The 17,666-nt window shown below is 60.9% G+C and carries 15 protein-coding genes; 6 read left to right on the top strand and 9 right to left on the bottom strand.

Translation table 11 applies throughout. From position 1 onward, the window contains the following. The first annotated feature begins 187 nt into the window (after nt 1-187). On the top strand, nt 188-1,399 hold the full coding sequence (locus tag Q0X85_RS00955; RefSeq protein WP_297767764.1) for a DUF3095 domain-containing protein: 1,212 nt from the start codon (nt 188-190) through the stop codon (nt 1,397-1,399). A 504-nt stretch (nt 1,400-1,903) separates the two neighbouring features. On the opposite strand, the gene Q0X85_RS00950 is transcribed toward Q0X85_RS00955, so the two are convergent. From Q0X85_RS00950 to Q0X85_RS00935, 4 genes are read right to left on the bottom strand one after another with little or no spacing between them, the layout of a single operon-like run. Continuing rightward, complete coding sequence (locus Q0X85_RS00950) at nt 1,904-2,284, bottom strand: carboxymuconolactone decarboxylase family protein (RefSeq protein ID WP_297767761.1); 381 nt, start codon at nt 2,282-2,284, stop codon at nt 1,904-1,906. A 4-nt stretch (nt 2,285-2,288) separates the two neighbouring features. Continuing rightward, the gene (locus tag Q0X85_RS00945) at nt 2,289-3,743 is read right to left on the bottom strand and encodes an aldehyde dehydrogenase family protein (protein WP_297767758.1); all 1,455 of its coding nucleotides are present in this window, start codon (nt 3,741-3,743) and stop codon (nt 2,289-2,291) included. Further along, nucleotides 3,736-4,824, bottom strand: coding sequence for an aromatic ring-hydroxylating dioxygenase subunit alpha (locus Q0X85_RS00940; protein WP_297767756.1), 1,089 nt, complete (start codon nt 4,822-4,824; stop codon nt 3,736-3,738). The genes Q0X85_RS00945 and Q0X85_RS00940 overlap by 8 nt, the downstream gene beginning before the upstream one ends. Beyond that, nucleotides 4,821-5,708: a MurR/RpiR family transcriptional regulator gene (locus tag Q0X85_RS00935; RefSeq protein WP_297767754.1), complete on the bottom strand. Its 888-nt coding sequence runs from the start codon at nt 5,706-5,708 to the stop codon at nt 4,821-4,823. Before Q0X85_RS00935 ends, Q0X85_RS00940 begins: the two co-directional genes overlap by 4 nt. A 71-nt stretch (nt 5,709-5,779) precedes the next feature. On the opposite strand from Q0X85_RS00935, the gene Q0X85_RS00930 reads away from it, so the two are divergent. From Q0X85_RS00930 to Q0X85_RS00920, 3 genes are read left to right on the top strand one after another with little or no spacing between them, the layout of a single operon-like run. Continuing rightward, the gene (locus Q0X85_RS00930) at nt 5,780-8,236 is read left to right on the top strand and encodes an FAD-dependent oxidoreductase (protein ID WP_297767752.1); all 2,457 of its coding nucleotides are present in this window, start codon (nt 5,780-5,782) and stop codon (nt 8,234-8,236) included. Further along, complete coding sequence (locus Q0X85_RS00925) at nt 8,233-9,381, top strand: enolase C-terminal domain-like protein (protein ID WP_297767749.1); 1,149 nt, start codon at nt 8,233-8,235, stop codon at nt 9,379-9,381. The genes Q0X85_RS00930 and Q0X85_RS00925 overlap by 4 nt, the downstream gene beginning before the upstream one ends. A gap of 4 nt (nt 9,382-9,385) precedes the next feature. Next, a complete protein-coding gene (locus Q0X85_RS00920) occupies nt 9,386-10,663 on the top strand; it encodes an aminotransferase class III-fold pyridoxal phosphate-dependent enzyme (protein ID WP_297767747.1) in 1,278 nt (425 codons plus the stop codon). Nucleotides 10,664-11,076: 413 nt separating this feature from the next. Here the strand turns inward: Q0X85_RS00920 and Q0X85_RS00915 are convergent, their stop codons facing one another. From Q0X85_RS00915 to Q0X85_RS00895, 5 genes are all read right to left on the bottom strand, one after another. Beyond that, nucleotides 11,077-13,386: a phage/plasmid primase, P4 family gene (locus Q0X85_RS00915; RefSeq protein ID WP_297767744.1), complete on the bottom strand. Its 2,310-nt coding sequence runs from the start codon at nt 13,384-13,386 to the stop codon at nt 11,077-11,079. Next, on the bottom strand, nt 13,383-13,610 hold the full coding sequence (locus Q0X85_RS00910; RefSeq protein WP_297767741.1) for a helix-turn-helix domain-containing protein: 228 nt from the start codon (nt 13,608-13,610) through the stop codon (nt 13,383-13,385). Before Q0X85_RS00910 ends, Q0X85_RS00915 begins: the two co-directional genes overlap by 4 nt. Further along, entirely contained in the window at nt 13,603-13,794 is a 192-nt protein-coding gene (locus Q0X85_RS00905; protein WP_297767739.1) for a hypothetical protein, read from the bottom strand. The genes Q0X85_RS00910 and Q0X85_RS00905 overlap by 8 nt, the downstream gene beginning before the upstream one ends. Nucleotides 13,795-13,873: 79 nt before the next feature. Beyond that, on the bottom strand, nt 13,874-14,575 hold the full coding sequence (locus tag Q0X85_RS00900; RefSeq protein WP_297767738.1) for a hypothetical protein: 702 nt from the start codon (nt 14,573-14,575) through the stop codon (nt 13,874-13,876). Between the two features lie 432 nt (nt 14,576-15,007). After that, on the bottom strand, nt 15,008-16,942 hold the full coding sequence (locus Q0X85_RS00895) for a hypothetical protein (protein WP_297767735.1): 1,935 nt from the start codon (nt 16,940-16,942) through the stop codon (nt 15,008-15,010). Between the two features lie 386 nt (nt 16,943-17,328). On the opposite strand from Q0X85_RS00895, the gene Q0X85_RS00890 reads away from it, so the two are divergent. After that, entirely contained in the window at nt 17,329-17,532 is a 204-nt protein-coding gene (locus tag Q0X85_RS00890) for a hypothetical protein (RefSeq protein ID WP_297767733.1), read from the top strand. Beyond that, nucleotides 17,529-17,666 (top strand): DUF2924 domain-containing protein (locus Q0X85_RS00885; protein WP_297767950.1); only part of this gene is annotated, 138 nt, incomplete at its 3' end. The genes Q0X85_RS00890 and Q0X85_RS00885, both read left to right, overlap by 4 nt.

The following is a 17,666-nucleotide window of genomic DNA, read 5'->3' as shown; positions in this document are numbered from 1 at the left end:
ATATAGCACGCGACCTATCTCATTGTAATCATGACACTAAACGACAGGCATCGACAAGGGACGACACCCCTGTGCAAACCGACAGACGAATTCCAACGAACACATGCGCAGTCTTGGCGGGTGAAGAGGCGGTCTGATACCAACGAAAATCCGTTCCCTCGTTGCTTGGCCTGATGGCCCTTTTTTCATGCTGCGCAATTGGCTTTGTGGTTGCGTGAAAACGTGTTGTTCTGCCTGCATGCACAACGACAGTTCCGGCTCTTCTTTCTTTAGCTCGATTCCAACACAAACAGACTTTGCCGTCTTGTCGAACGCAAGCGTCTATACGCCGCTACCCGACGATTGGTGGGTCGGGACGTCTGACATCATTGGATCGACCGAGGCGATTGCAAATGGCCGCTACAAGACCGTCAACATGGTTGCTGCGGCGGTGATATCAGCACAGGTCAACGCGCATGACGGCGCGTCCTTTCCTTTCATATTTGGCGGGGACGGTGCCGGATTTGCGGTGCCTGACGCATGGAAAGAGGATGCCGGTCAAGCATTGGCTGCGGTCAAACTCTGGGCCGGTGAAGAGTTCGACATGGGCTTGCGAATTGGGATGGTGCGCGTCTCGGACGTGCGTGCTGCGGGGTTTGAGGTGATGGTCGCAAGGTTCCAAGTGTCTGACGGCGTGGATTACTCGATGTTCTCGGGCGGTGGTCTGACCTGGGCAGAAGCACAGATGAAAGCAGGTGCCAGTCAAGTACCAGAAGCACCGGCGGGGACCAAACCCGACCTGACGGGTCTGTCATGCAGATGGAGCCATTTACCAAGCCGGTACGGCACGATCCTGTCTGTCATCATTCTGCCATGCACCGGCACTTCGATAGCTGTGTTTTCCGATTTTGCGAGTCGTGTGCTGAGCCTCGCACGCGATCTCATGGGTGAAGGGCACCCGGTTGAGGAAAATGGGCCAGGCGTTCGCTGGCCTCCTATTGGCGCTGCGCTGGAGGCTCATGCGCGGCGGGGTAGCGGCACACTGAGAGCGGCCCGCCGAAAGGCCCTTCTCGAAAGCTTCGTGGCGTGGGCGCTCATCAAAACGGGATTGGTCATAGGTGGCTTTGACGCGCGCCGGTATCGCTGCATCGTGGGCAATAACGCCGACTTCCGAAAATTTGAAGACGGTCTGAAAATGACCCTTGATTGTGACCCGGCAACTGAGAAAAGACTGCGGTCATTGCTGGCAGAGGGTTCTGAGGCCGGAATAATTCGCTTCGGGATACACGCTCAATCGGAGGCGATGATGACCTGTATCGTTCCGAGCGTCTTGGCAGACAATCACGTGCATTTCGTCGATGGTGCATCGGGCGGCTACACGAAAGCCGCTCAAGCGATAAAAGGCCCGGTGAAATTGTAGAATGAGTCGCTCTTGAGGGCTTCTGGTCCGAAGCTGCCGTCCCGCATGAATAGGCAAATGGCTGGCGCAGGCCATCCTGTGCCCTTGGGGCCGAAGATATCAAAAGCAGCTTTGGCCCGCACATCGGTCACTCGACATACGCACTGCGAAGGTCTGCTATGACAAGCCCCGCGGTCTCGCGCCATGACTGCTTCGGGCTGGCTGCCGTCATCTGACAGCTTCCGCTAGGAAAGCTGACCGGGCCGGGCTGTTTGAGCGGCAGCTGTGCGCAGGGAGCGGGCTTTGCAAAATTTTGGCCGTCTCCCGACACCGGAGCTTTGTGCTGTGCGCAGAAAATTCGGGCTCTGAGCCCATTTCGAGCGATACTGTGGAGCGGACATATGTCTTGTTCCTTGAAAGAACGACCGTTTGGCCATTGTTCGGAGAATGTAGCTGAATGGACTGCCCTGATCTGCACAAGAGAGCGATCGCGCTTTCGCGCTCTTGCCCAGATAATATCTGTGGTCAGCCCTCGTACAAAACCCGCCGAGCCACGCGGAAACACTCCAGCGCCTGCGGCACTCCACAGTAAATGCCTATCACGTGGATGATCGCTCGGATTTCATCCTGAGTGACGCCGTTGTTAAGCGCTCCGCGGCAATGGGTTTCCCATTCGTGCATCTTGCCCAAGGCGCCGATCATCGACAGGTTCATCATCGACCGGGTCTTTGCGTCGATCACATCATCACCCCAGCCAAAGCCCCAGCACCAGGCGGTCATGGCTTCTTGGAAGGGGCGGGTGAAGTCATCTGCCGCGGCGAGGTTTTTCTCTACGTACTCGGCGCCCAGCGTCGCTTTGCGTTGTTCCAGCCCTTTCAGGAACAAGTCTTCGTCGAATGCGCTCATGGTGTTATCCTTTCAGCCGGATCGCGATGTTCTTGGTTTGCACGTAGTTCCATAGGGCCTCGCGGCCCTTTTCGCGGCCATAGCCGGATTTGCCGTAGCCGCCGAAGGGCGTTTCAACGCCGCCCGCATACCACTCGTTGACAAAGACTTGACCGGCCCGCAGATGCCGCGCCGCTCGGGTGGCGCGGTCCAGATCGGTGGTGAAGACCCCCGCGACAAGGCCATAGTCGGTGCCATTGGCGATCTCGATGGCCTGTGCGTCGTCACGGAAGGACAGCACCGACAGGACAGGGCCAAAGACCTCTTGCTGCGCGATGTCCATATCGGGCGTCACGTCCGACAGCACCGTGGGCTCCAGGAACGCGCCGGGGCGGTTGGGCTTGCGCCCGCCGGCAGCGATTCTTGCTCCCTGTTCTTCGGCGCGGGTGATCAGCCCGAGCGCGCGATCGCGCTGGCCGTCGCTGACCATCGACCCCATGTTCGCGCCAAACACGGTGCGCTCGATGCCGGGACCGACCGAGAGGAATTTGGCAACCTTCGTGGCCCGCTCGACCAGTTCGTCGTGGCGGCTCTCGTGGACGATCACGCGGGACATGGCCGAACAGACTTGGCCCGCGTTGAAATAGATACCCCAGCGGATGTCATTCTCAAAGGCGTCAAGGTCGGCGTCAGCGTGCACGATGGCCGCCGATTTACCGCCCAGTTCGAGCACGCAGGGCATCACGTTTTGTGCCGCTGCCGTCGCAATCGCGATGCCGGTGCGCACCGATCCGGTGAAGACGATCTGGTTCACATCGGGGTGGCCTGCCAGCGCCGCGCCCGCGTCGCGTCCCAGCCCGCAGATCACGTTGACCGCGCCGGGTGGGAAGCCCGCTGCCTCGCCCGCCTTCGCCAGCCAGGCATTGGTCAGGGGCGTCATTTCGGGCGATTTGATAACGCAGGCATTGCCCGTGGCCAAAGCTGCCGCAAGTGATCGCGCGGTCATCTCGACAGGATAATTCCACGGGATGATCTGTGCTGAGACGCCAAGCGGCTCGTATTCCGTCCAGTCCATGTAGCCCGCACCAAGCGGGATCGAACGGCCTTCGACCGTGCTTGCCTGATTGCCGTAATACTCGAAATAGAGTGCAGCCCCCTCGACCTCGATATGGGCCTCCCAAAGCGGTTTGCCCTGTTCGAGCGTCAGGATGCTGGCGATCTCGTCCTTATGCTCCAGCAGATACCGCCCCATCGCCTGCACCATGCGGCCGCGTTCGATCGGGCGCATGGCCGTCAGTGCGCCCGACAGATGCACCTGGCGTGCGGCCCCTACGGCGCGGCCCACATCGGCGGCATCGGCAAGGGCTTGCTCAGCGATTCGTTCGCCTGTCGCGGGGTCGGTCACCTCGATCCGGCCCGCACCGCCATCGACCCATGCACCGTCGATGTAATTCTGCCAGTAGAGCTTCACATCAGCCATCCACAGCTTCTCGCATCCAGCGCTGCAGGTGCATGACCGAGTGTTCCGAATTCACCCCGCAGGCGGGATCGACCACCAGAGGCCCGGGCACGTAACCGCGCGATTTCAACCCGCGCTGTACGCTTTCGACAAGGTGAATGTCTTCCTCGACCGTAGTGGCGCGGTCCTGTTGAGCCATGCGGCGTACAGTTTCGTCGTCGTAGCCCCCGACCGAATACCAGCCGCGCCAGACCACCACGTGATCGGCGTCGACCGCGCGCCAGTGATAGGTGTTCAGCAGGTTGCCGGGATAGACTTGGAAGGAAAACATCGGCCAGAGGAACCATGACGAATATTTGTCATTGTTCGCAAAACCGCTGTCGATGTCATAGGTCATCTGGCTCAGGTCGTTGCATTCGGTGGTATGGCGCAGGCAATACCCCTGCGGCTGGATGTCATAGGTTTCCGGCCGGATCACACCGGTGGCAAAGGTCGGGTGGTTCAGGGTGCAATGGTAGCACTCCGAGTAATTCTCGACCGAGACCTTCCAGTTGCAATTCTCGGGGATCGCCACCCATTCCAGCGGCTTCAGATCGGCCCAGTTGGGCACGAAGTCTTCCAACTCAGCGCGCGCGTTGGGGAACCAGTCGTCCATAGGCGCTGCATCCGGGTCGAGGTTGACGAAGACAAAGCCAAGGAAAATCTCGGTGCGCACTTCGGTCAGGCAGATTTTCGAGGCCTCGAAGCCGGGCACCGATTTGGCATTGGGGGCAGCGCGCAGTTTGCCGGTCAGCTCATAGGTCCAGGCGTGATAGGGGCAGACGACGACGCGGGTTGAGCCTTCGCCGCTGACGAGTTGATGCGCGCGGTGTTGGCAGACGTTGTAGAAGGTGCGGATTTCGCCATCCCGCCCCCTGATCGAGAACAGGCTTTCACCGCCCAGATCAAAGGCCACGTAGTCGCCGGGATTTTCAAGCTGACTGGCGTGGCAGGCGAATTGCCAGGTGCGCGCGAGCAGACCGGATTTTTCGACCTCGAAGACCGCTGGGTCGGTGTAGTAGCGCGCGTCCAGCGAGCGGATCGGGGGTGTTTCGTCCTTCATTCCGGCTCCTCCACATAGATGCCAAGCTGATGGCGGCGGTCATGGAATTTTTCGACCCGCTCCACGATCTCGTCGCTGGCAACCGCGATCACAAAGCTCAGCAGCGTTTCCAGAAGCGCGATGGTCGACACGGACGAAGGAAAGAATTGCGGCGTGTCCACGGCGACAACAAAGCCATGGTCCGCCGCGCGGATGATCGGACTGGCCGGGCTGTCGCTCAGGCCGATGATGGTCAGGCCCTGCTCTCGGGCCACCTCGACGGCGGCGACAACCTCGGTTCGATAGGGTCGCATTGACATGGCGATCAGCACATCGCGTTTGTCTGCCCAGGCCAGATCATCCGTGGGTGTCGATCCGGGGCGGGGAATGGCGTGAAATTGCACCATGCCGGTGGAGGCGAGGTAGGTGAAGTTGCGCGCATTCGCGTTGTTCACCCCGACGCCCAAGGTGAAGACCTGCCGGCTGTTCCAGATCGCCTCTGCGGCGCTCTTCAGCGCCTCGGCGTCGATGCCGGCGAAGGTCTCTTCAAGGTTGCGGATCGCCCCTTCGACCATATCGGCATAAAGCCCGCCCAGATCGTCCGATTTGCGGATGTCCTGTAACCAGCGCGCTCTGTCGGGAAAGCTGACCGCCCCCTTGCGGATCGCCTCGCGGAACGGCGCGCGGAAATCCTCGTAGCCCCCGAACCCAACTTGGCGGGCCATGCGCACGAAGGTGTTGGGTTTGACGTTGGCTGCTTCGGCAATCTCGCGCACGGTGGAAACCCCCACTTCATTGGGGTTTTCCAACACGTAGCGCGCGGCTTTCTGCGCTTCGGGCGTCAGTGCGTCCCACTCTTCGGAAAGGCGCTCTAAAACGCGATGTGATACATTTGTGCCATTCATGATTGACATTGGTACACACGTCCACTTAGCCTGTCCACAAGTTTTGCGACTCCCGAACAAAGGAAGCGACCATGTCGGACAAGCAGTTTCCCAGCCACGCCCGTGTGGTCATCGTTGGCGGTGGTGTGATGGGGGTCGGACTTGCCTATCACCTCGCGCATGAGGGCTGGGGGCCGGAGGTGGTCCTGCTGGAAAAAGCAGAACTGACCTCGGGCAGCACATGGCACGCGGCGGGGCAGATCACGCATTCCACCAGCAGCTTCGGTTTGGGCAAATGTGTGGATTACAACATCGGGCTTTATTCCGGCGGGCTGGAGGCCGAGACGGGGCAGGCGGTGACATGGCATGGCTGTGGGTCGTTCCGGCTGGCCTATACCGAGGACGAGATGGACTGGCTGCGCCACACGCTGTCGGTTGGGCGGTCGCTCGGGTTCAATATCGAGTTGGTCGGGCCGGACCGGGTCGCGAAGTTGCATCCGTTCTATAATCTCGACGGCGTGCTGGGGGCGCTGCACACGCCTGACGACGGGCATGTGGACCCGACGAATGTGACCATGGCGATGGCGGCAGGGGCACGGGCCATGGGCGCGCGGATCATCCGCCGCTGCCGGGCCACGAATATCACGCAGGCGGCAACGGGCGAATGGCTGGTTGAGACCGGGCAGGGCACGATCACCTGTGAACATGTGGTCAACGCGGGCGGCACCTATGCGCGACAGATGGGCGAATGGTCGGGTCTGCAACTACCGATGACCTCGATGACGCATCATTATTTCGTCACCGACGAGGTGCCGGAATTCCGCGATCTGGAGTGCGAACTGCCGGTCATCCGCGATGACCGCAAGGTCTCGGGCTACATCCGGATGGAGCAGAAAAAAGGCCTGATCGGTATCTACGAGAAAGCCAACCCCAACACGGTTTGGGAGGATCACTGCCCCTGGGAGGCCGAAAACGAGCTGTTTGCGGCGGATTATGACCGCGTCATGCCGTGGCTTGAGGAATCTCTGAACCGGATGCCGATCTTTGCAGAGCTTGGTATTTCACGCGACGTGCACGGCGCGATTTCCCATCCCCCTGATGGAAATCCGCTGATCGGTCCCGCGCCGGGCGTGCGCAATTACTGGTGCTGCTGCGGCACACAGATCGGCATCGGCTGGGGGCCGGGGCTCACGCGCGAACTGGCACGCTGGATGGTGCATGGCGCGGCGGATATCTCGATGCGCGACTATGACCCGCGCCGGTTTGGGTCCTATGCCACCAAGGAGTGGCAGGTGGTGAAGGCCAAGGAAGATTACTGCCTGCGCCACGAAATCCCGTTCCCGCATTTCAACCGCCTGGCAGGGCGTCCGATCAAGCCCTCGCCGCTCTATGACACGCTGAAATCCAAGGGCGCGGTTTTCGAGGAAGTCTACGGGTTCGAGCGCCCGCGTTGGTTTGCGAAGAATGGTGTAGCGCAGGAGGATCACTATTCCTTCCGCCGCACACCGGTGGACGACATGGTTGCAGCCGAGGTCAAAGCCGTGCGCGAACGTGTCGGGATCATGGATGTAACGGCCTTTACCAAGGTGCTGGTCGAAGGCCCGGACGCCTATGCGTTGCTGGATCGACTCACCGCCAACAGGATGCCGCAAAAGGTGGGATCCATCACCTTGACGCATATGCTCAACCGGCGGGGTCGGATCGAGCTGGAGACCACCCTCGTTCGCATGGCCGAGGACCGGTTCTATTTGGTCTGCGCGGCCTTCTTCGAACAGCGCCTGCTGGATCATCTCTCAACGCAACAGGCAGAGGAGAACGTGACAATCACTGCGTTGTCCGGCACATGGGGTGCTTTGTCCCTGAATGGGCCAAGGTCTCGCGACGTGTTGGCCGCTTGCAGCGATGCGCGGCTGGACAATGCGTCTTTCCGCTGGCTCTCGGCGCAGGAGATCACCGTCGCGGGGCACAGTGTCTGGGCCTTCCGCATGTCCTACGCGGGCGAGCTGGGGTGGGAGCTGCACATACCATTCGATGCCATGGCGGATGTCTATGCAGCACTTTGGCAGGCGGGCGCGGCCCATGGGATTGCAGACTACGGCAGCTTCGCCATGAACTTGATGCGCATGGAGAAGGGCTTCAAAGGTGCGGGCGAATTGACCAATGAAGTCACCCTGGCGGAGGCCGATGTGTTGCGCTTTGCCCGGACGGACAAGGCCTATCTGGGCCGCAACAAGACCCTAAACACCGATCTGCCCTGGGTCTGCGCCTATCTGGAGATCGAGCCAGATGGAGAAATCGACGGTCATGGCGGTGAGGCGGTGATGCAGGATGGCAAAGTCGTCGGCTCGACCGCGTCGGTGGTCTATGGCCACACGGTCGGCAAGATCCTCGCCTTCGCTTACATCAAACCCAATGCCGCTGTCCCCGGCACCGCGCTGGAGGTGATCATCCACGGCAAACCCCGCGCCGCACGCGTACTGGGCGAACCAGCCTACGATCCGCAAAGCCTTTTGCCCCGCGCCGATGCCGTTCAGGAGCCTGCCGAATGAACCGGATCGCCGCTCCTTCTCTGTCCCCGGTCGCGATCGGACAGCGCATCACGCGGCTGCGGCTCTGGTACCTGCCGTTGACCAGCCATACCGCTTATTACATGGCGGATGGCAAGACGTGTGACACCGTGGAAACGGTTGTCATTGCGCTCGACACCGATGCCGGGCTGACAGGGTGGGGCGAGGTTTGCCCGATCCCGCATTATCTGCCCGCCTATGCGCGTGGCGTGGCACCGGCCTTGCAGGAACTCGCGCCCGTCATCCTTGGCGGCGATCCTGTCGGTGCGGAAGCGCTGATGGCCAAGGCGGATGCATTTTTGCCTGGACATGTCTACGCGAAATCCGCGCTGGACATCGCGCTATGGGACATTACCGGGCAAGCTGCCGGGCTGCCGGTTCACGCTCTGATGGGGGGACGGAGGCAAGACACCTTGCCGCTTTACCACTCCATAACCTGCGTCGAACCGGAACAGATGGCTCGTATTGCCCGCGATGCACAGGCGCAGGGGGTCACCCAGTTTCAGGCCAAGCTGGGTGCCTCCGGCGACTGGCAAACCGATGTTGAGCGGCTGGCAAAGGTACGCGAGGCTGTCGGCCCCCGCCCGCTGGTCTATGGCGACTGGAACTGCGGTGCGACCACGCTGGACGCAATCCGCGTCGGGCGCGGAGCCGCGCATCTGGATGTGATGCTGGAACAGCCCTGCGCGACGCTGGAAGACTGCGCGCGCGTGCAAGCGGCCACCGGCCTGCCGATGAAGCTGGACGAATTGGCCCATGATACGGCCTCGTTGCTTGCCGCGCACCAACTCGGCATCATGGACGCGGTCGCCCTCAAGCTGTCGAAGTTTGGCGGGCTTTCGGCCACGCGCCGGGCGCGCGACCTGTGCCTGCACCTTGGGGCGAAGATGTGCATCGAATGCACCTGGGGCAGCGATATCGTGACAGCCGCCGCGCTGCATCTCGGCGCGGCGACCCCGCCGGGCCGCGTTCTGAACGTGTGCGATCTGTCTGGCTACGTCAGCCCGCGCCTTGCATCTGATGCGCCAAGCAGAAGCGCTGGCCGTATCGCGCCACCTAATGGCCTGGGTCTTGGCATCACCATAGACGAAGGCCGCCTCGGTATACCTGACCTGATACTGGATTGAGAAAATGAACCGCATTCACGCCCAAGCAGACTGGATCGCCCGCGCCCGCGAGGTTCTTCCCGCCGCCGGGTTTGGCAATTTCGACGCCTCCATCGTGATCGCGCGGGGCGAAGGCAGCCGCGTTTGGGACGAGGACGGCAACGAATATGTGGACTACCTGATCGGCTCCGGCCCGATGCTTCTGGGGCATGGCCACCCAGAGGTGATGGAGGCGGTGCTGGAACAACTGCCAAATGGCATGACGTTTTTCGCCAATAATGCCAAGGGTATCGAATTGGCCGAAGCGATCGTCGAGGCCGTGCCCTGTTGTGAACAGGTCCGCTTTGTCACCTCGGGCGGCGAGGCCGACATGTACGCCATTCGCCTTGCCCGTGCCTATACCGGCAAGTCAAAGATACTGAAATTTGAAGGCGGCTATCACGGCATGTCCGCCGAGGCGCAAATGAGCCTTGCGCCTTCGACCCACGTCAATTTCCCCACGGCTGTGCCCGACAGCGCGGGCATCCCGCGGGGGGTGGCCGATGAGATGTTAATCTCGCCCTTCAACGATCTTGAGGCTGTCGCCTCCCTTCTCAGCGAACATAAAGGCATTGCAGCGATCATCGTGGAACCGTTGCAGCGCATCATCCCAGCACAACCCGGCTTTCTGCAAGGTTTGCGCGATTTGTGTGACAAACACGGTGTGCTCCTAATCTTTGATGAGATCGTCACCGGCTTCCGTCTTGCCTATGGCGGCGCGCAGGAACGCTATGGTGTCACACCCGACATCTGCACCCTGGGCAAGATCATCGGTGGCGGCTTTCCTTTGGCCGCTCTCGGGGCCAGCTCCGAAATCATGGCGCATTTTGACAAGTCCGTTGTAGGGGCTGAGAATTGGCTGATGCAGCTCGGCACGCTCTCGGGCAATCCGGTGGCCTCTGCTGCGGGGCTCAAGACGATGGAGGTCTTGAGGCGTCCGGGGCAGTACGAGCGGCTGCGTGAGCTGGGCCAGGCCTTGATGGAGATGCAGGCTTCCGCTCTGACGGAGCAGGGAATCGCCCACCGCATCTGCGGAGATCCAACCCTGTTCGACATCTACTTCACCGATGCCGATCCGGTCGACTATCGAAGCGCGAAGCACGGCGATCCGAGGCTCAACGAGACCTGGAATGGTGCATTGCGGGCCAATGGCGTCTTCAAATCACCGGGCAAACTCTATCCATCGCTCGCATTGAGAACCGACGACTTGGAAGCGACCAGGTCAGCGTTTAAGCAAGCAGCAAATGCTGTGTCAGAATTTTGAACGAGAACGATGTGATCTAAGCTCGCGCGAATTGCTCGGACTTTAGTGAACGACCGCGGTGCACATCAGACCGGACTTCGCATGCGCCGCTCAAACGACGGCTTCGTCCGCATACTACCGGTTCATCAACCGCGCGGTGAAGGACAGCTACCGCAAATTCGAGCCAAGGGCTGTGGGGCCGCTCCGGGCTGGCTGCCGTCATCTGATAGTTTCTATCAAGACCTTCGTTTCAGCCGATCCGCTTAAGGCGGCCGCAATACGCAGATGCGCGAGGAAGCAGCCCGTTGCTGTCGCGTCGCAGCCAGCGGCAGCCGCCGCCGTGACAAAAGTGACAGTTTCCCCATTATCCCACGTATAGGGACGTCGAATTTCCCATACGTCCGATAGTCTGTGTTTTGTCACTTTTGTCACGCTCACTTCAGCCGGAGGCCGCGCAACCCTCGATGGCGGTTGCTGCGTTGATCCTCAAAACCACGTTGCCGCACTTCCTTGATGAGCGAGCGCTTTGTCCAGCCTCCGAGTCCTTGCTGGTCACACCAGAAGTTGAAGCGCGCGATCAGGTCGTCGGAAGCGACAAAGCCGCACGGATCCTCCCGGGTCTCGTCCTGCAGGAACTGCCCCACGGTATCTTCCTCGTCGAAATAGGCAGCGGAAGCCGCGGCGATGGAAGCCGGCACATCGAGCCCCCGTTCCTGCCAGGCCAGCGCGCCGTCGATGCACCAGCGAAGGATTGCCGGGTGTTCCGATTTGAGCCGGTCGGGCAAACTCCCATCGCGCCGCTCGGGCGGGATGGTGACCGCGAAAGGCACGAGCACGACACGGCTGCGGATCGCCTCGTCAACGCCCTTGAAGGACGGCTGCGTGTTTCCTGCGATCATCAGGGTCATCTGCGGATCGAAGTCGAAGAAGTCCTGGCGCATGAAACGCGCCGTCATCCGGTCCCCGCCCGTCAGGTCCTTGATTACAGCCTCATCCCAGGTCTTGCCGCGTGGCAATTCAGAGGCGATGGCCAGCCGCGCGCCGTGCAGACCGGCAATATCTGTCGGGTGACGTTCGGTCTGCGAGTTCAGGAAGGTCGTAGCGGCGACCCGGCGCCCGTAGTCGCCCCATATATCCAGCAATGTGTTCATGAACACGGATTTACCGTTGCGACCGGACCCATGCAGGAACAGCAGCTTGTGTTCCTGCACAGAACCCGTGAGGGCATACCCCGCCGCGCGCTGCAGGAAGTCGATGGTTTCCTCGTCCTGCTCGAAGATGTCTCCCAGAAAACGAAGCCAGAGTTCGGGGCGAACCCCGCGATCGGCCGGCGCGCATGCGAGGCGGTGGCTGATCATGTCTTCTCGCTGCGCCGGTCGCAGGTTTCCGGTTCGCAGATCGACCGTTCCTTCCGGTGTGCCGACCAGGAACCTGTCAGCATCGAACGCTTCATGCGTCGCGGCCGAAGCGGGGTTGGCCCGTGCGAGACCTGAAACAGCGGCTACGGTGGCACTGCTGCCGAGCGACCGCGCTTGATCGCGGGCCCACTTATGGATTTTACGTGCTTCGGCCATGTCACCAACAGCGTTCAGATCGGCAGCTTTGTTCTCCGCCCAGACGCGGACTTCGGCTGCCCGCTCGCGCAGGAAACTGCGTGTGCGTGACATGTGCACCAGGGTCTCGTCGCGCTGCCAGTGCGCTCCGGTCCAGAACAGCCATTTTCCCCAGAGGGCGACGTACCGTGCATCGCTATCCCAGCTTCGTCGGCCGAGTTCCAGCGCAAGGGCGTCATGGGACAGGTCGCAGCTGTCCTCGGGACCTTGCTTTGATAAGGAACTTTGTTCGCTGCGCCCTCGATACCGCCGGGCAATCTCGGAGAGATCCGCACCGGCCGAGCGCGCGCGCCTAGCGATGGAGCTCAGGGTCACGCCACCGCCAACCTGAAAGCCTTGCCATTTGGACGCGACCTCTCCCGGTTTGAACTTGTCCCCCTGGGATGACCAGTCCTCCGCCAGGCGCAAGCCTGCGGTACTGCCGGCGAAGTGATCATGCAGGGCCTGCAGAACCTCGAGCCACGCATCGTAGCCTCCTGCGTCCGGGTCGATCCAGGACAGGAGGTCTTCGACCTCTTCCACCGGCGCCTTGCAATCGGGTTTCTCAAAGCGATCAGAATCACCACTCCGAAGCAACTCGGGTCGCTGCAAAGCAGAAATCCCTGCTGGCATTTTCCTGGGAACCCATGCCGGCACCGGGGCAGGCTCATAATCCGTCTCAAAGCAGTAGCGCCCGCCCGCGAACTCGGAGGGCTCGAGCAGGATGTAGCCTCGATGCTTGATTTCCACGCCCGGGCAAAGCTGGCCTGAGAACCGATCGTCAGTTTCCGCTGTGAAGATGTAGTGGCGGCCCCCGCGGGGGCTGCGCTGGACAAGCGTTTGCGGAACCTCACGGCCACGAAGAAATGCGCTCCAGCCGCAATCCGCCTTGTACGAGTCTACATCGACTGCCACGAGGCCGGAGGCTGCGAGGTGAACGCCGATGTTGGCATCGGGCCACCGGGTCCACCAATCGCGAACGACACCCGGGTCTTTCGATGCCCCGACATGACCGTTCTTCAGCAGATGTGTGGAGGTGCCGTCCGCGTCACGACCCTTGGTGCCTTGTTTGACAGGAAATACGCACCACCCCCGTTCGGCGTAGGAGATCGCTGCGTCGAGGCGCATCGGGATATGCAGTACTCTGTTCATTCCGAACCTCCTCGATAAGTAGCGGCACCGCTCGCCCGACCCGCCGTGTTGCGATTGCGCTGTTCGAACTCTTCGATGTCCCTCACCGGATAACGGATCGACCCGCCGATATTCACCCACGCGGGGCCGAAGGGCTCCGCTCTCCACCGCTCCAGCGTGCGACCGCTGAGGCGCCAGCGTTCGGCCAGTTCGCGCTGCGTAAGATAGACCCGGTCTTCAGTCATTCCCGGCCTCCCCGCGCTTCCGAGGACGCTGAAAAACCAGGAAGAGGGCTTGCCCGTCCTCGGCACGGCCGCCTTCCTCGATCAGATAGCTACATCCCTCTTCCAGAAGCATGGCGAAGTCCCAGGCATGATAGAGACCGGGCAGTCGCTCGTAGTCGTCCTGCGTCGTGATACTTATGGTCATTGAACTGCTCTCCATGTCAGGCGCGCCTGATTGCGCGCTCACAATGGAAAAGCCGGCCGGTAGCCGTGATCGGGACAGATCACGCACCATCGAACTCCGTCAGCCGCCGCATTGCGCGCTGACAGCGCTTGCGGGCCGCGTCGTGACTGATGCCCAGAAGCGTCGCGGCCTCCTTCTGGGAAAACCCCGCGATATGTACGGTGGTCAGCAGAACACCGTCCTTGCCGAACGCCGATGCCGCAGCTGCCGCGATCACCTCGGGGCGGTCCATCTGCTCATTTGCATCCACGGCATCGAGCCCTTCGCAATCGCATGTGCTGTAACGCGTGTTGGCATCATGGAGATACGCACGCCGCAGATCGCGCTCCAGGTTGCGCAGTAACGTGGCCGCCACGCGCCGGATCCTCTCAGGACGCGCGGATCGGATACCGATGGTCAGCTGGCTGACGAGATCGGCATCAAGCGCGCTGACCGGGGCAAGATCACGCAACCGGTGTCGCAGCGTACAAAGACCTGGCCAGAGTGCCAGGAGGAGGAGTTCGACGGCAAGATCGCTGCCAGACGGATCACCGCAGGCCTTCTGCAACAAGCGCGACAGCATCTTGTTCTTGCTGTCGGGGTCCGAACCCCGGCTGTGCAGCCAGCCAAGAAGCTTTGTCGGCTCGCGGAAACGGCCGATCCGGTCGTTCTGCGGAAGGAGGGTGGAAAAGGTCGCTAATGCGGAATGCCGGTGCACCGACCGGGAGAGCTGCGCGTGAAGCGCGGACCAGGATGAAGACACGAGACGCCTGCCTTTCGGCCGGGCGTCAGGCGCCTCATCGTGGCCAGGTCAGGGCGTCGCGCGCCTCTCAGGTTGTCAGATTGAATGGGCGGCCGGCGTGAACCGATCGCCCGAGCGGTTATCTGCGAAGCTCGTTCAGCGTTCCGCAGCTACGGCAAACCGCAGTAACAGGGGTGCTCATCGTGTATTGATGCCCCCTCGCAAACCGGACATGGACGCCGCCTTCGTTCCGGTGCCCCAACAGTTTGAAGCACCGCGTACAGCGCCAGTCGCGAGGTGGTGTATTACGGACGTTCGCTGCCGAAGCGTGTGGTAGGTGGTTTGTAGTGGGTTTCGTCATTTGAGGGCTCCTGTCGTATTGGAGCCCTTCACATCGCGCATGGAATCGGAGTTAGTCAGACCCCCCAATCGGAGCTGAAGCGGAGTTGAAAGTCAGATCGAGATTTCCCAAAGGCTCTTTCTGGGCGATTGCAAGAAATCAGCCTTGAGCTTGTCCCAGAGAGGCTGACCAAAGATATTTGCCAAGGACTGGCCTTCGATACCCTTGAGAAGGTCTTTTGTTCTCACCGGCATGGGCCCCGTGTTGTGAGCATCGACCAGCTGCTGGATGATCGCGATCCGATTCTCACCCTGAATGTCGATGCTGCCTTTCCCAGGAATGAACAGAGTCGCCATGTTTTTCCCGCTACGGGCAAATTCAACCGCCTGGCCACCACGCGCCAGTATCCGGTGCCGCCGGAACACGGACCGGAGCTTGTCTGCGACCAACGCGATTTCAGACTGGTCGCCGTCGATCTGTTCGGCAAGCGACGTCAGCACGTTGGCCGCCAGACATGGCCCCGGCGTGGTGCCGGCCTGCAGGACCAGTCCGATGCCCAAGTTGTGGCGGGCCCGAAGCTCCGTATCAACGGCCGACCTGACCTTCTCGCGATCAAGACCGCGGGCGAGATAGACTGGGACATCTCCGCCATCGACCGAGAGCGTGCCAAGGTAGAGAAGCTGGTCGGTCAGCTTATCCACAGCGGGCACATTGAGCGCCTGTTCCAGTCGTGCTTTTAGGTGTTCCGCGACCCAGCCGTCCCTTACTCGATAGCTCTTGTAACGATCCGGGTTGCCGGGCGTGGCATTTCCGTCTGTGACCTCGAGGTCGGCCACCTTTTGGTTTCCTTTCTCCGTATCGCCTTCTTCGACCCGGACAACCACCTCGGCCGCGATCGGCCCGACCTCGTCTTCATCATCGATCAGATCGTCGTCTTCCCACCCGGCAGGCACGAGAAAACCCAGTTCGGTCAGAAGGGCCGGATCGACACCACGAGATTGTAGCCATGCGCCGGAGACCTTGTCTGCCCCTATATCCCAGATCGCCAGCAAGGCGGGCATGACCGCCATACTCTCTGCGTCGTCGGGCTCCCGCCCCTCACTGAGTATATTCCAGTGTCTCAGCAGCCGATGGCCCAGAACGCGTTCGAGAGGATCGTCGAGGCTTAAAAGGCTGCTTGTGTTGCGGTCAGTAAGCGTGAAGTCGAGGGTTTGCGCCTCGTCTCGTCCGGCGCGTCGATACCGAACCGCGATCTCGACGAAGCGGATTGCGACCGCTCGCTGGAAGATCCTCGGAAGGCCTGGCTGGCTGTCAACGATCTCGGAAATGTCGTGATCAATGGTGGTGGAAAGTGAGAGGCGATTGGAAAGTTTCCCGATGCTGATGTCGGCGCGGATCACTCTTGCTCGGTCGATCACAACGTCATCGAAGTCCGGCAGATCCAGATCGAACCCTTTCAGAAACTGCGAGATGTCGTATGCCTGAAAGTCGACGGGTTGGTTGGAGTAAGTTTGATCAAGAGACGTCTCGATGAAGCGTTCCGCGATGGTGTGCCGCAGCTTTCGGTTTCTCGCTCGAACGTGGACCCGGCCGGTGGATGGTGTGTAGACAATCATCGCTTCTCCGGGAGGGCGGAAATAGATGCTCGACCGATTGCCTTCGTCGTCAATCTCCCGGACGCTTGTCGGTGGATCAGGATGGAACAGAAGGTACATCTCTGCGGCAGGCTCGTCGCCTTGTTCGGGGATGTCGAATCTGTCGATGCTGTAACCGTCGCCGCGATCGAGCCGCTCGTTAAGGTCAGAGAGAAGCTCGTCGAGCATTGTGCTGCCGGCTTCCGAACCGCCGACGACCGAAGGCTCGGCCATGAAGGTTTGATAGTGCCTGTCGTAGCGACGGTACAGACGCATGTGCAGGCTGTTCTCCGCCGCTTCAAAAAGGCCGTGCTCATTTGCAAAAGTCCACAGGCTGCGCGCAAGCTGGTCGCGCTGATTCAGGAGTTCTCTAGCGCGGTCAGGCTCAAGCTTGGTTCGTACGAGATCTTCCACGACATACTGCCCACGATCACTCGCGATGTTGACGATCCGGGCCGCCTGGGTCTCCAGCGGACCAAGCTGGTCCTTCTTTTCCTAACGGAGCATGCTGCTGGCAGTTGACGGGCCCTCCGGGTCGTTCTGGTCGAACCGGTACGCTGTGAGCCAACTCATCCTTTCGAATGGCTTGCTTTCGAGAAATGCGTGGATCAGCTCCGGCGGCGCCTCATCAAACAGCCGGCACAGGTTTGGACATGTCTTGTTCGGAGCACGAACCATAACTGTCTCCAAGATTACCAGGCTACCGTATTGCGTGTATGGCGATCTGTCATTCCTTGAATCTGGAAGCCATTGTCCCGATTGGCTCCAAAAGGCGGCTTTTCTCCCAAAAGGAGAGCCGAATGAAACGTCCGAACGCCCTGAATCCACAAATGATGACCCCGTCTGAACGCCGCGCCGAACTGTGCGGCCTGCTCGCCTTCGGCCTGGTGCGCCTTCACATGCGCAACGCCGGTCAGGTTTCTGAAGAAGACGGAGACTTTCCCCTACACAATCCGGCCGACCAGAGCGGTCATGCAACTTCAACACGGAAGGAGACCGCATGACGACCCACGATCCCATCCCCGCGCGCCTGGCCGCGCTCAAGACCGCGACGACGCCCGACCTGAAGCAACAGTGGCGGGACCTGTTCGACAGCGAGCCGCCGCCGTTCAACCGCCGCTATCTCGAAAGCCGCATC

Origin of the sequence: uncultured Roseovarius sp. (assembly GCF_947259555.1) — a bacterium.
Lineage (GTDB): Bacteria > Pseudomonadota > Alphaproteobacteria > Rhodobacterales > Rhodobacteraceae > Roseovarius.
The sequence above is the reverse complement of the archived record's forward strand: the minus strand, read 5'-3'. Positions and strand labels throughout refer to the sequence as shown.